Source organism: Enterobacter sp. V87_3 (assembly GCF_029967835.1).
GTDB lineage: Bacteria > Pseudomonadota > Gammaproteobacteria > Enterobacterales > Enterobacteriaceae > Enterobacter > Enterobacter cancerogenus.
In genome coordinates this window covers 23,504-37,377 of the sequence record NZ_JASCAM010000015.1, presented here as the reverse complement: position 1 = coordinate 37,377, position 13,874 = coordinate 23,504, and the positions used below count along the sequence as shown (strand labels likewise).

Sequence of the window (13,874 nt, the reverse complement as noted above, 5' to 3'; positions counted from 1 at the left end):
AGGCGGAATTTTATACAGAGGAAAGGATTTTGTGTCAATGAGGGACAATTGCGCAGGGTGACGAAAGGCGGTGTCAGAGTAACACCGCCGGAATGCGGACTTACATCAGGTTCTCTTTATCAATCCCGAGGCGCTTCATGCGCGACAGCAGGGTGGTGCGTTTTAACCCTAAACGCTGGGCTGCACCTTTCGGCCCGGCGACCACACCGTTGGTCTCTTTCAGCACGCGCAGAATAAGGTGGTATTCATCTTCTCCCTCTTTCGCCATCTCGGCTGCGCTCACAGTCGTTTCAGGCAGAGAAACCTCCGGCAGGGAGAGTTGCAGCACGTTGCCGCGCGTCAGCAGCACCGCACGCTCAATGACGTTTTCCAGTTCGCGGACGTTACCCGGCCACTCCATTGCCGAGAGCGTGCGGAGCGTCTCTGCCGGAATGCTGTCGATGTTGCGCCCCATCCGCCGCGCAATTTTGGCGGTAAAGGCTTTCACCAGCAGAGGGATATCTTCCGGGCGTTCGCGCAGCGGGGGCAGGCAGATCGGGAAGACGTTCAGGCGATAATAGAGATCGCTTCTGAATTCGCGGTCGGCGACCATTTTTTTAAGATCCCGATTGGTGGCGGCAATCAGCCGCACGTCCGTCTGGATAAGCTTGTTGCTGCCGAGGCGCTCAAACTCCTGCTCCTGCAACACACGCAGCAGCTTAGGCTGCAGTTCCAGCGGCATATCGCCCACTTCGTCGAGAAACAGCGAGCTTTTATCTGCCAGCTCAAACCGGCCCAGCCGCTGGCTGCTGGCCCCGGTAAAGGCGCCGCGCTCATGACCGAAGAGGTCACTTTCCAGCAGACCCGCAGGCATGGCGGCGCAGTTCATCTTCACCATCCGGCGGCTGTTGCGGTTGCTTAAGTTGTGGATCGCCCGGGCGATCAGCTCTTTCCCGGTACCGGTCTCGCCCAGAATCAGCACCGTGCTGTCGCTCTGCGCCACCATCTCAACCTGCTTGAGGATGCTGTACATCGCATCACTGCGGCCAATGATTTCGCCAAACTCGCTGTCCACGTTATTGAGTTGCTCGGTAAGGGCGAGGTTCTCATCCACCAGCCGCTCCTTCAGACGGTGGATCTCCTGATAGGCGAGGGCGTTATCCAGGGCAATGGAGATACGTTCGGCAATCTGGCGCAGCAGCTTGAGGTTGGCAGTGGTAAATACGCCCTCATCGCACTGCGCCAGCTTCAGCACGCCAAGCATGGTATTGCCCGACATCAACGGCAGCAGGCACAGCGTCTGGATTTTATTGCCCCAGGTGTTAAACAGCATCCGCTCGTAGGGGGCCAGCACGTCACGCTCGTGCAGGTTGAGCAGCAGGATCTCTTTACTTTTGAACACCCGCTCGGACAGGGTGCCCGCTTCGTCCACTTCGCTCTGCTCGTGCGCCGGGTTGGCCTCATCCAGATAGTGCGTGGAGTAAATGTTGAGTTTTCCCTTACGATTGCCCCGAAGCGCAATGCTGATGGCGTCGATTTTGAAGTAGTGATGGATCTCTTTTGAGACCTCGCTGACCAGCTCGTCCATGTCCAGGCGCGACAGCACGGCGTTGGTGATCGCCACCAGAATACGGAAGTTGTCGCGCTCGCGGCTCAGCAGATCGTAATCCACATTATTGTTGACGCGGCTCTGGATCTGCTCCGCCACCACGCCGACAATCTGGGTAAAGGTGTGCAGACGCTCATATTCCGCCTCGCTCCACGGCTGGTCGGTAGTGCGCAGAAACTCGCAGCCGCCAAAAATATGGCCTTCCACCGCCAGAGGGAGCATGCAGTAATGGCCGAAAGGCTGATAGATATTGCTATCTGCCAGCATCGGCCAGGCCTGGCGGAACTCTTCAGCGCTGCAGTGCAGGATTTCAGGACGGGAAAGAATACGCCGCACCGGGCCGTGGGCGAGATAGGTTTCATCCTCATATTCAAAGACTTTGCCGTTATCACGCGTTGAGTAGTAGCTCGCCCGCTGGGTCCCGCTGTGCCAGAGCACGATAGCGGCGCTGTCCGCCAGCGCTGATTGCCTGACCAGCCGCGTCAGGGTATCGCTCAGTGAGCCTAAATCGGGCTGCTGTAAAAGAGTGCGTGTGATGTCAAACAGGCCCTGCTGTCCAAGATCGCTCATCGGTGTATACGGCATTATTGCTTTCCAATAGAAACTGGCAAAAAAGAGAACGTCAGCGCTGACCGCTTATGGCGCGGTTCTAGCAAATTCGGGGTAACGGTTCGGCGTGCGGCAGATCCAGCGTGCGCTTCACGCCGTAAAGCCCGGTCAAACGCACCCCTTTGCGTTCAACCACTTCACCAATAATGGCGGCCTCTTTCCCTAACGGATGGGCGCGCAGCTCTGCCAGTACCGCGTCGGCAGCCTGGCGTTCAACGCCAATCGCCAGTTTGCCTTCATTGGCAAAGTTTAGCGGATCGAGCCCCAGCAGCTCGCAAAGCCCGCGTACGGCAGGCTTAACGGGCAGGCTGCGCTCGTTCAGTTCAATTCCACAGCCGCAGCGTGCGGCGAACTCGTGCATCACGGCATTAACGCCGCCCCGGGTGGCGTCGCGCAGGGCTTTCACCCCAGGTAGGGTGCGCAGCCTCTGGATAAGGGGCGTCAGCACCGCGCAGTCGCTGCGAAGCTCACCGTCCAGTCCCAGACCTTCGCGCAGGTTAAGGATAGTCGCCCCGTGGCAGCCCAGCGTGCCGGTGACTAACAGCACGTCGCCCACGGCAAGCTGCTGTGCGCCCCAGTGAATATCCGCCGGGATCGCCCCCATTCCTGCCGTATTGATGAACAGTTTATCCGCCGCGCCGCGCTGCACGACCTTGGTATCGCCGGTGACGATAGCGATCCCCGCCTCGCGCGCGGCCTGCGCCATGCTGGCGACAACCGTTTTGAGCGTCTCCATCGGCAGCCCCTCTTCGAGGATAAACCCGCAGGAGAGGTAGCGTGGCACCGCGCCGCTGACGGCCACATCATTGGCGGTACCGCAAACAGCCAGCTTGCCGATATCACCGCCGGGGAAGAAAAGCGGATCGATGACATAGCTGTCGGTGGAGAACGCCAGCCTGTCGCCCTGGGCGGTAAGCGTGGAGAGCGCAATGCGCGCCTGATCCTCCTGCTCGGCCAGCCAGGGGTTGTTAAAGGCGTCCATAAACAGCTGATTGATGAGCTGCTGCATCGCCTGTCCGCCGCTGCCGTGCGCCATTTCCACGGTCTTCATGCTTCACTCTCCTGATTGCGATACTGATACCACGCGGCGCAGGCCCCTTCGGAAGAGACCATCAGCGCACCGAATGCGGTTTGCGGGTTACAGGTGCTGCCAAATAACGGGCACTGATGAGGTTTACATTTGCCGGTGAGCACCTCGCCACAGCGGGCGTCAGGATCGTCGCACACCTGCTGTGGCTGCGGGCGGAAATGCGCCTCGGCATCGAAGGAACGATACGGCGGCGTCAGGTGTACGCCGGATTCAGCAATCAGCCCCAGCCCGCGCCATTCACTGTTGCCTTCCACCCTGAACACCTCGCGAATGGCCAGCTGCGCATGCACATTCCCCTCGTCCGGCACCACGCGGCGATACTGATTTTCGACGACGCTCAGAGCCGCTATTTTCTGCTCAACCAGCATGGTCACGCCTTGTAGTAGATCAAGTGGTTCGAAACCAGCTACCACTAATGGGCGATGGTACTCCCCGGCGATAAAACCATACGCCTCAGTACCGATCACCATGCTGACATGGCCCGGGGCGAGAAAAGCATCAATACCGTTGTCCGGCTCTTCAAGCAGGCTGCGAAGGGTGGGAATGAGCGTGATGTGCTGACAGAAAACGTAAAAATTGCCGATGTTGCGGGCTTTCGCCTGCTGGAGTGTGATGGCCGTGGCGGGCATAGTGGTTTCAAAACCCAGCCCAAAAAAGACCACTTTTCGCGTCGGATTGTCGGCCGCCAGCTTCAGTGCATCCATCGGTGAGTAAACGATGCGGATATCCGCGCCGCGCGCTCTGGCCTGCAGCAGCGAGCCATTTTTGCCCGGCACGCGCATCGCATCGCCGAAGGTGCAGAAGATCACCTCCGGATGGCGGGCAATCTCAAGGCAGCTGTCGATACGCCCCATCGGCAACACGCACACCGGGCAGCCGGGGCCGTGAATGAATTCGATGTTTTTCGGCAGCAGCTGGTCAAGGCCAAACTTAAAGATAGCGTGGGTGTGTCCACCGCAGACTTCCATGATGCGTAACGGTTTTTCGGCGGTGTACTCAAGTAATAATGCGCGGGATTGCAGATGGTCAATCAGCTGCATCACCTGTTCAGGGGCACGGTATTCATCAACGTAGCGCATAGATTACCGTTCCTCGCCGTACAGCAGTGCGCCCACATCCGGCTCCACGTCAAACATGTTTTGCAGCGCGTCGAGCGTATCCCGGGCCTCCGCTTCGTTAATCACGCTCATCGCAAAGCCAACGTGAACCAGCACCCACTGACCAAGCCGTGATGCGCCGGTGTCATCGGTGCTGCCCACCAGCGTCAGGTCGACATCGCGCAGAATACCGCACACGTCCACTTTGGCCTGATTGCCGTCAATGGCGTGAATTTGTCCGGGTACGCCTATGCACATCGTTCACGCTCCAGCCAGTTCAGCCAGTGTTCCATGCCCTCGCCGCGCGTGGCGGAGACCAGCAGGATCTCAATATCCGGATTCACTTCCCGGGCACAGGCCAGGCATTTCTCCACGTCGAAGTTGAGGTAAGGCAGTAAATCCACTTTGTTCAGCAGCATCAGCGAGGCGGCGGCAAACATATGCGGATATTTCAGCGGTTTGTCCTCCCCTTCGGTGACGGAGAGCACGGCCACCTTATGCCGCTCGCCCAGGTCGAAGCTCGCCGGGCAGACCAGGTTTCCGACGTTCTCGATAAACAGAATGCCGTTATCCGCCAGCGGCAGACGCGGCGCGGCGTCGGCAATCATCTGCGCATCAAGGTGGCAGCCTTTACCGGTATTAACCTGAATGGCGGGCGTGCCGGTTTCACGAATGCGCGCCGCGTCATTCACCGTCTGCTGATCGCCCTCTATTACCGCACAGGAGACGCGCGCATTCAGGCGTTTAAGGGTTTCGGTAAGCAGCGTGGTTTTGCCGGAGCCGGGGCTGGAGACCAGATTCAGCACCAGCTGGTTACGCGCATCAAAGCGGGCGCGGTTGCGGGCTGCGAGCTGGTTATTTTTGTCGAGCACGTTGATCTCCACCTCCAGCATCTGGCGCTGGCTGATGCCCGGAGCATGGGTGCCGGCTGCGCCGTGTCCGTAGTGCAAATCGCCCTCAACGGACCGTTTCGGCGTGAAGGTGACCCCGGTGAATGCCGCCGCCGGGCGCGGCGCTGGGGAAAAGGGAGCTGAGCGAAACGCGGAGTGGAGACGGTGTTCATCCCCTTCAATATACAGGTTGCCTTCAGCGCAACCGCAGGTACTGCACATACGTTACTCCTTCTCAATTTCGAGGCGTTGGATCTGCATGCCGTCATCCGCCACGATGCGCAGCCCCGCACACTGGCAGAGCGGGCAGCGCTGAACCTTTGATGACAGCAGGGTGACGTACTGCTGGCACTGCTCGCACCAGCACTCCGCCTGCTGCTCCTCAATGTGAAGTTCGCAGCCTTCCGCCAGCGTGCCGCGACACACCAGCTCAAAGCAGAAGGTGAGGGCACTGGTTTCGACGCAGGAAAATGCGCCGACTTTCAGCCAGACGCCCGTCACGCGTTTGGCGTGGTTGTGTACTGCCTGCTGTTCGATAAGTTCCAGAGCCCGCTGGCAGAGGGTGATTTCGTGCATGACGCCTCCTCAATGAATTGACCCTGTAATGCAATAACAGTGCCAGCTTGATTTCCCTTAAGGGGTGACGATGTCAACGCTGTCGAAATGACACGTCGACACCGACGATGTGACAGGGCTGTCCAGATTAAAGCCTATGTAAATCAATACATTAAAAACTGGCATGGAATCTGCTTAATAGCCGAAATCTTCACTAACCGGATGCGTTTTATGACTATTTGGGAAATCAGCGAAAAAGCCGATTACATCGCACGGCGTCATCAGCAGCTGCAGGAGCAATGGCACCAGTACTGCAACTCTCTGATTCAGGGCATTACCCTGTCGAAAGCCCGTCTTCACCACGCCATGAGCTGTGCGGCGCAGGGGGATATGCGCTTTGTCCTCTTCGGCCATTTCACGATTTTCGTCACCCTGGCGAACACCTTTAACAGCCACACCATTGAGTACTACGTCGAAACAAAAGCGGGTGAAAAACAACGGATTGCGCAGGCGCAGCTGATGTCCGACGGCATGATCGATGGTCACGTCTGCAACCGCGATCGCCAGCAGGTGCTGGAGCACTATCTGGAAAAAATCGAGCCGGTATACAACGGCCTGTACGCAGCGGTTGAACATGACCTGCCGGTCAACCTGAAACAGCTGGTGGCGGCAACGACGTCAACGCACGTTGCCTGATCCCCGAGTGTCGAGAAGTGTCGAGAAGACATCTTTTCGTCAAAAATGACCATCACCAGAGGATTGCCCGGTGAACCGTTTTGTAATTGCTGACTCGACGGTCTGTATTGGCTGTCGAACCTGTGAAGCGGCGTGTTCGGAAACGCACCGTCTGCATGGGCTGCAGTCCATGCCGCGCCTGCGCGTCATGCGTAATGAAAAAGAGTCTGCCCCGCAGCTCTGCCACCACTGTGAAGATGCCCCGTGCGCGGGCGTCTGCCCGGCCAACGCCATTACCCGCGTTGAGGGGGCCGTGCAGCTGAACGAAAGCCTGTGCGTGAGCTGCAAGCTGTGCGGCATCGCCTGCCCGTTCGGCGCGATTGAGTTTTCCGGCAGCCGCCCGCTGCATATCCCGGCGAATGCCAACTCACCCAAAGCGCCGCCTGCGCCTCCCGCGCCGGCACGCGTAAGCACGCTGCTGGACTGGGTGCCCGGCGTGCGCGCCGTCGCGGTGAAGTGCGACCTGTGCAGCTTTGATGAGCAAGGCCCGGCCTGCGTACGCACCTGCCCGACCAACGCGCTGATTCTGGTCAACATCCGCGACATCGCCCGCACCAGCAGGCGTAAACGCGAGCTGACCATTAACACCGACGTGGGCGATCTTTCTCTGCTGCAGGCATTTAACGAGGGGGCACAATGAACGCCGTGACGATGATGAACACCGGCGTAGCGGTCTTTGCTGCTGCGGCCATACTGGCGACGATCTTCTCCTTCTCTACAGCGTTCAGCGGCTGGATTGCCGGTATCGGCGGGGCCGTTGGCAGCGTGCTGACGCTGGGCGCGGGCGGCGTGGTGCTGCTCGGCGGCGGGCGCGTTTACACGGTGATGCCGTTTGTCCATCACGCGGTGCAGGTCACGCCGCTGAACGCGATCTGGCTTATCACGTTCGGCCTGTGTGGGCTGTTTATCAGCGTGTTTAATATTGACTGGCACCGCCACCCGAACGCCAGCGCCAACGGGCTGCTGGTGAATCTGCTGATGGCGACGGCGGTCTGTGCGGTTACCGCCAGTAACCTTGGGGCGCTGGTGATGATGGCGGAAATCATGGCCCTGTGCGGCGTGTTCCTGACGGGCTGCACCGCCTCCGGCAAGCTGTGGTTCGCGCTGGGCCGCCTCGGTACGCTGCTGCTGGCGCTGGCCTGCTGGCTGGTGTGGCAGCGTTTCGGCACGCTGGACTTCGCTGCGCTCGACGGCCAGACGCTGGGCAACGACGTCTGGCTGCTGGGCGTGGTGGGCTTTGGTCTGCTGGCGGGCATTATCCCGCTGCACGGCTGGGTGCCGCAGGCGCATGCCAACGCCTCTGCGCCCGCCGCCGCGCTGTTCTCGACGGTGGTGATGAAAGTTGGCCTGTTCGGCATTCTGACGCTGACGCTGACGAGCGGCCAACCGCCGCTGTGGTGGGGCGTAGTGCTGCTGTTAGCCGGGATGATCACCGCGTTCGTCGGCGGGCTTTACGCGCTGATGGAGCACAACATACAGCGTCTGCTGGCGTACCACACCCTGGAAAACATCGGCATTATCCTGCTCGGCCTTGGCGCGGGCGTCACCGGGCTGGCGCTCAGCCAACCGGCGCTGATTGCCGCCGGGTTTATCGGCGGGCTCTACCATCTTATCAACCACAGCCTGTTTAAAAGCACCCTGTTCCTCGGGGCGGGCAGCGTCTGGTTCCGCACCGGTCATCGCGATATTGAAAAGCTCGGTGGGATCGGTAAAAAAATGCCGGTCATTTCGCTCGCCATGCTGGTGGGGCTGATGGCGATGGCCGCGCTGCCGCCGCTGAACGGTTTTGCCGGAGAGTGGGTGATTTATCAGTCCTTCTTCGCGCTCGGTCAGAGCGAGGCGTTTATCGCACGGTTGCTGGGGCCGCTGCTGGCCGTTGGGCTGGCGATCACCGGCGCGCTGGCGGTGATGTGCATGGCGAAAGTCTACGGCGTCACCTTCCTCGGTGCGCCGCGCACGCGTGAAGCGGAAACCGCCCGCGCTGCGCCCGTGCTGATGACGATAAGCGTCGTTGCCCTCGCGCTGTGCTGTATTGCGGGCGGGGTCGCTGCCCCGTGGCTGATCCCGCTGCTGGGAAGCGTTGTTCCGCTGCCGCTTGCGACGGCGCACTCCGGGGTTTCTCAACCGATGATCGCGCTGCTGCTGATTGCCTCTCCGCTGCTGCCGTTTGTGCTGATGCTGTTCTTCAGGCGTGACCGCCTTAGCTCCCGCGCGCGCGGCGCAGCCTGGGCCTGCGGCTATGAGCATGAGCAGTCGATGGTGATCACCGCGCACGGTTTTGCCATGCCGGTGAAAGAAAACTTTTCCGCCGTGCTGAAGCTGCGCCACTGGCTAAACCCTGCAGGACGAGTGCCCGGCTGGCAGAGCGCCGCCGCGCCCGCGCTGTTCCGCCGACTGGCGGTTATCGAGCTGGCGGTGCTGGTAGTGATTGTGATTTCACGAGGAGCCTGACATGAGTCTGTTTCTGGCAATACTTCAGGCGCTGGTGTTATTCGCCGTCGCGCCTTTGCTCTCCGGGATAAGCCGCGTGGCGCGCGCCCGGATGCACAACCGTCGCGGGCCTGGCGTGCTGCAGGAGTACCGCGATCTGTTCAAACTGCTTGCGCGTCAAAGCGTGGCCCCGGACGCCGCAGGCTGGGTGTTCCGCCTGACGCCCTTTGTGATGGTGGGCGTGATGCTGACCATCGCGACCGCGCTGCCGGTGGTGACCGTGGGGTCGCCGCTGCCGGCGCTGGGCGATCTGATCACCCTGATCTACCTCTTTGCCATCGCGCGCTTTTTCTTCGCGATTGCGGGTCTCGACACCGGTAGCCCGTTTACCGGTATCGGTGCCAGCCGTGAAGCCATGCTCGGCGTACTGGTGGAGCCGATCCTGCTGCTCGGGCTGTGGGTCGCCGCGCAGGTCGCCGGATCAACCCACCTCAGCTTAATCACCGATACCGTTTATCACTGGCCGGTTGCCCGCACCATTCCGCTGGTCCTGGCGCTCTGCGCCTGCGCGTTCGCCACCTTTATTGAGATGGGCAAACTGCCTTTTGACCTCGCGGAAGCGGAGCAGGAGCTGCAGGAGGGGCCGCTCACCGAATACAGCGGCTACGGCTTTGCGGTACTGAAGTGGGGCATCAGCCTTAAGCAACTGGTGGTGCTGCAGATGTTCGTTGGCGTCTTCTTCCCGTGGGGGCAGATGACGCATTTCACCGCTGGCGGCCTGGTGCTGGCCGTGGTGATTGCGGCGTTCAAACTGCTGGTTGGCGTGCTGGTGATTGCCCTGTTTGAAAACAGCATGGCGCGCCTGCGCTTTGCGGCGACGTCGCGTATCACGTGGGCCGGTTTTGGTTTTGCATTTTTAGCTTTCGTCTCCTTGCTGGTGGCGTGATTTAAGAGAGTATTTATGTCTGAAGAAAAGAAAGGTCAACAGTATCTCGCCGCGTTGCATCAGGCTTTTCCCGGCGTGGTGCTGGAGGAGTCCTGGCAGACCAAAGACCAGATTACCGTCACCGTGAAGGTGAATTATCTGCCGGAAGTGGTGGAGTTTCTCTATTACCAGCAGGGCGGCTGGCTCTCGGTACTGTTCGGTAACGACGAGCGCCAGCTGTGCGGCAACTACGCGGTGTACTACGTGATGTCGATGGAGCAGGGGGAGAAGTGCTGGCTCACCGTGCGCGTCGAGGTTGATCCGAACAAGCCGGAGTACCCGTCGGTCACGCCGCGCGTGCCTGCCGCCGTCTGGGGCGAGCGCGAAGTGCGTGATATGTACGGTCTGGTGCCGGTGGGGCTGCCTGACGAGCGCCGTCTGGTGCTGCCGGACGACTGGCCGGACGAACTCTATCCGCTGCGCAAAGACAGCATGGACTACCGCCAGCGCCCCGCGCCGACCACTGACAGCGAGACCTACGAGTTTATCAACGAGCTGGGCAGTAAAAAGAACAACGTGGTGCCGATCGGCCCTCTGCACGTGACCTCTGACGAACCCGGCCATTTCCGCCTGTTTGTTGACGGCGAGAACATTATCGACGCCGACTACCGCCTGTTCTACGTCCATCGCGGCATGGAAAAACTGGCGGAAACCCGCATGGGCTACAACGAAGTGACGTTCCTCTCCGACCGCGTGTGCGGCATCTGCGGCTTCGCCCACAGCACCGCCTACACCACCTCGGTGGAGAACGGGATGGGGATCGTGGTGCCGGAGCGCGCGCAGATGATCCGCGCCATCCTGCTGGAGGTGGAGCGTCTGCACTCGCACCTGCTGAACCTTGGCCTGGCCTGCCACTTTGTCGGTTTCGACTCCGGGTTCATGCAGTTCTTCCGCGTGCGTGAAGCGTCGATGAAGATGGCTGAAATTCTCACCGGGGCGCGTAAAACCTACGGCCTGAACCTGATCGGTGGGATCCGCCGCGACCTGCTGAAAGATGACATGATCCAGACCCGGCAACTGGCACAGCAGATGCGTCGCGACGTGCAGGAGCTGGTGGATATGCTGCTCAGCACGCCAAACATCGAGCAGCGCACCGTTGGCATTGGTCGTCTTGATCCGCAAATTGCCCGTGACTTCAGCAACGTCGGCCCGATGGTGCGCGCCAGCGGCCACGCCCGCGACACCCGCGCCGACCACCCGTTTGTTGGTTATGGCCTGCTGCCGATGGAGGTGCACAGCGAGCAGGGCTGCGACGTTATCTCCCGTCTCAAAGTGCGTATCAACGAGGTATTCACCGCGCTGAACATGATCGACTTCGGTCTCGATAACCTGCCGGGCGGCCCGCTGATGGTGGAAGGCTTCACCTATATTCCAAACCGCTTTGCCCTCGGCTTTGCCGAAGCCCCGCGCGGGGACGATATCCACTGGAGCATGACCGGCGACAACCAGAAGCTATACCGCTGGCGCTGCCGTGCGGCGACCTACGCCAACTGGCCAACCCTGCGCTACATGCTGCGCGGGAATACGGTCTCCGACGCGCCGCTGATCATTGGCAGCCTTGATCCGTGCTACTCCTGCACCGACCGCATGACCGTGGTGGACGTGCGCAAGAAGAAAAGCCAGGTGGTGCCGTACAAAGAGCTTGAGCGCTACAGCATCGAGCGTAAGAACTCGCCGCTGAAATAAGGACTCGTCATGTTTACCTTTATCAAAAAAGTGATCAAAACCGGCACGCAGACCAGCCGCTATCCGCTGGAGCCGCTGCCGGTCGACAAAAACTTTCGCGGCAAGCCGGAGCATAACCCGCAGCAGTGCATCGGCTGCGCGGCCTGCGTCAATGCCTGCCCGTCGAATGCACTGACGGTGGAAACCGACCTGAAAAGCGGCGAGCTGGCCTGGCAGTTCAACCTGGGACGCTGCATCTTCTGCGGCCGCTGCGAGGAGGTCTGCCCGACGGCGGCCATTCGTCTTTCCCAGGAGTACGAACTGGCGGTGTGGAAAAAAGAGGACTTCCTGCAGCAGTCGCGCTTTGCGCTGTGCAACTGCCGCGTCTGCAAGCGTCCGTTTGCCGTACAAAAAGAGATCGACTACGCCATTGCGTTGCTGAAACACAATGGCGATGTCCGCGCGGAACACCACCGCGAAGGCTTTGAAACCTGCCCGGAATGTAAGCGTCAGAAATGCCTGCTGCCGTCTGACCGCATCGATTTAACCCGTCACATGAGAGAGGCCAGCTGATGGAAAATTTACTCGGCCCGCGCGACGACAAAGGCATTCCGGTGCCGATGACGGTGGACGAATCCATCGCCAGCATGAAGGCGTCGCTGCTGAAAAAAATCAAACGTTCGGCCTACGTCTACCGCGTGGACTGCGGCGGCTGCAACGGCTGCGAGATTGAGATCTTCGCCACGCTGTCGCCGCTGTTTGACGCTGAACGCTTCGGGATAAAAGTGGTGCCGTCTCCGCGCCATGCGGACATCCTGCTGTTTACCGGGGCCGTCACCCGCGCAATGCGATCCCCTGCGCTGCGCGCCTGGCAGTCCGCGCCGGATCCCAAAATCTGCATCTCCTACGGGGCCTGCGGCAACAGCGGAGGCATCTTCCACGACCTGTACTGCGTCTGGGGCGGGACCGATAAAATTGTACCGGTGGATGTCTATATTCCAGGCTGCCCGCCGACGCCTGCCGCCACGCTGTACGGCTTTGCGATGGCGCTCGGCCTGCTGGAGCAGAAAATCCACGCCCGCGAACCCGGCGAGCGTGATAGCCAGCCTGCGACCATTTTGCATCCGGATATGGTGCAGCCGCTGCGCGTGAAGGTTGACCGCACCGCGCGCAGGCTGGCGGGGTATCGCTATGGCCGCCAGATTGCCGATGACTATCTGCGTCTGCTGGGGCAGGGCGACCATCAGGTTGCGCGCTGGCTGGAGGCGGAAAACGATCCACGTCTTAATGAGATCGTGGCGAACCTGAACCAGATCGTTGATGAGGCGCGTATCCGATGAGTGAAACGGTGGTGTTCAGCCAGCTGAGCCGTAAGTTTATTGATGAGAACGACGCCACGCCGGATGCGGCGCAGCAGGTGGTCTATTACAGCCTGGCGATTGGGCACCACCTTGGCGTCATCGACTGCCTGGAGGCAGCGCTGAGCTGCCCGTGGGCGGAGTATCTGGCGTGGATAGGCACGCTGGAGGAGGGCAGCGCGGCGCGGCGTAAAATGGAGGGGGTGCCGAAGTACGGCGAGATCGTCATCGACGCCAACCACATTGCGATGCTCGCCAACGCCTTTGACGCCGCGCTGCGCCAGCAAACCCCGGCGCAGCAGGCATGGAGCAAAACGCTGCTTAGCATGCTGCACGACATTCATCAGGAGAGCGCCATCTACCTGATGGTGAGGAGATTACGTGACTGACGTTTTACTGTGTGTGGGCAACAGCATGATGGGCGACGACGGTGCCGGCCCGCTGCTGGCAGAGATGTGTGCCGCAAACCCGCAGGGCAACTGGGTGGTGATTGACGGCGGCAGCGCCCCGGAAAACGACGTGGTTGCCATTCGCGAACTGCGCCCTGAAAAGCTGTTAATCGTCGATGCTACCGATATGGGGCTTAACCCCGGCGAGATCCGCCTGATTGACCCGGACGACATCGCCGGGATGTTTATGATGACCACCCACAATATGCCGCTGAACTATCTGGTCGATCAGATTAAAGACGACGTGGGCGAGGTGCTGTTTTTGGGTATTCAGCCGGACATCGTTGGGTTTTATTACCCGATGACGCCACCGGTGAAAGCGGCGGTGGAGGATGTTTACTCCCGCCTTGCGGAGTGGGTGGGGGATGGGGGTTTTGCTCAACTCTGAGCAGTGCCGGGTGACGGCTTCGCCTTACCCGGCCT

Annotated in this window: 15 protein-coding genes; 9 read left to right on the top strand and 6 right to left on the bottom strand. The window is 60.4% G+C overall.

The window, feature by feature from the left end:
* Window positions 1-100: 100 nt before the first annotated feature.
* The 6 genes from flhA to hypA all read right to left on the bottom strand — a co-directional run bounded on the left by flhA (window position 101) and on the right by hypA (window position 5,850).
* A complete protein-coding gene (gene flhA, locus QLG21_RS07365) occupies window positions 101-2,173 on the bottom strand; it encodes a formate hydrogenlyase transcriptional activator FlhA (RefSeq protein WP_042321802.1) in 2,073 nt (690 codons plus the stop codon).
* Between the two features lie 64 nt (window positions 2,174-2,237).
* Complete coding sequence (gene hypE / locus QLG21_RS07360) at window positions 2,238-3,248, bottom strand: hydrogenase expression/formation protein HypE (protein ID WP_282484163.1); 1,011 nt, start codon at window positions 3,246-3,248, stop codon at window positions 2,238-2,240.
* Window positions 3,245-4,366, bottom strand: a complete 1,122-nt coding sequence (hypD, locus tag QLG21_RS07355) for a hydrogenase formation protein HypD (RefSeq protein WP_282484162.1) — start codon at window positions 4,364-4,366, stop codon at window positions 3,245-3,247. The genes hypE and hypD overlap by 4 nt, the downstream gene beginning before the upstream one ends.
* A 3-nt stretch (window positions 4,367-4,369) precedes the next feature.
* The gene (locus tag QLG21_RS07350) at window positions 4,370-4,642 is read right to left on the bottom strand and encodes a HypC/HybG/HupF family hydrogenase formation chaperone (protein ID WP_088208645.1); all 273 of its coding nucleotides are present in this window, start codon (window positions 4,640-4,642) and stop codon (window positions 4,370-4,372) included.
* A complete protein-coding gene (hypB, locus tag QLG21_RS07345) occupies window positions 4,633-5,496 on the bottom strand; it encodes a hydrogenase nickel incorporation protein HypB (RefSeq protein ID WP_282484161.1) in 864 nt (287 codons plus the stop codon). Before hypB ends, QLG21_RS07350 begins: the two co-directional genes overlap by 10 nt.
* A 3-nt stretch (window positions 5,497-5,499) precedes the next feature.
* Window positions 5,500-5,850, bottom strand: coding sequence for a hydrogenase maturation nickel metallochaperone HypA (gene hypA, locus QLG21_RS07340; protein WP_006178194.1), 351 nt, complete (start codon window positions 5,848-5,850; stop codon window positions 5,500-5,502).
* A 210-nt stretch (window positions 5,851-6,060) separates the two neighbouring features.
* Between hypA and hycA the strand changes: the two genes are divergently transcribed.
* From hycA to hycI, 9 genes are all read left to right on the top strand, one after another.
* Complete coding sequence (gene hycA, locus QLG21_RS07335; protein ID WP_058608639.1) at window positions 6,061-6,525, top strand: formate hydrogenlyase regulator HycA; 465 nt, start codon at window positions 6,061-6,063, stop codon at window positions 6,523-6,525.
* A gap of 70 nt (window positions 6,526-6,595) precedes the next feature.
* Window positions 6,596-7,204 (top strand): 4Fe-4S dicluster domain-containing protein, encoded by a 609-nt coding sequence (locus QLG21_RS07330; RefSeq protein WP_282484160.1) that lies wholly within the window; start codon window positions 6,596-6,598, stop codon window positions 7,202-7,204.
* Entirely contained in the window at window positions 7,201-9,015 is a 1,815-nt protein-coding gene (hycC, locus tag QLG21_RS07325; protein WP_282484159.1) for a formate hydrogenlyase subunit 3, read from the top strand. Before QLG21_RS07330 ends, hycC begins: the two co-directional genes overlap by 4 nt.
* Window position 9,016: 1 nt before the next feature.
* A complete protein-coding gene (locus QLG21_RS07320) occupies window positions 9,017-9,940 on the top strand; it encodes a respiratory chain complex I subunit 1 family protein (RefSeq protein WP_137849837.1) in 924 nt (307 codons plus the stop codon).
* A gap of 15 nt (window positions 9,941-9,955) precedes the next feature.
* Entirely contained in the window at window positions 9,956-11,665 is a 1,710-nt protein-coding gene (gene hycE, locus QLG21_RS07315; RefSeq protein WP_058608508.1) for a formate hydrogenlyase subunit HycE, read from the top strand.
* Window positions 11,666-11,674: 9 nt separating this feature from the next.
* Window positions 11,675-12,217: a formate hydrogenlyase complex iron-sulfur subunit gene (locus QLG21_RS07310; protein ID WP_058608507.1), complete on the top strand. Its 543-nt coding sequence runs from the start codon at window positions 11,675-11,677 to the stop codon at window positions 12,215-12,217.
* Window positions 12,217-12,984: an NADH-quinone oxidoreductase subunit B family protein gene (locus tag QLG21_RS07305; RefSeq protein WP_137849836.1), complete on the top strand. Its 768-nt coding sequence runs from the start codon at window positions 12,217-12,219 to the stop codon at window positions 12,982-12,984. The genes QLG21_RS07310 and QLG21_RS07305 overlap by 1 nt, the downstream gene beginning before the upstream one ends.
* Window positions 12,981-13,391, top strand: coding sequence for a formate hydrogenlyase maturation HycH family protein (locus QLG21_RS07300; RefSeq protein ID WP_088208651.1), 411 nt, complete (start codon window positions 12,981-12,983; stop codon window positions 13,389-13,391). The genes QLG21_RS07305 and QLG21_RS07300 overlap by 4 nt, the downstream gene beginning before the upstream one ends.
* Window positions 13,384-13,839 carry a hydrogenase maturation peptidase HycI gene (gene hycI, locus QLG21_RS07295; protein WP_282484158.1) on the top strand — a complete coding sequence of 152 codons (456 nt, stop codon included), beginning with the start codon at window positions 13,384-13,386 and terminating at the stop codon, window positions 13,837-13,839. Before QLG21_RS07300 ends, hycI begins: the two co-directional genes overlap by 8 nt.
* Window positions 13,840-13,874: the final 35 nt, after the last annotated feature.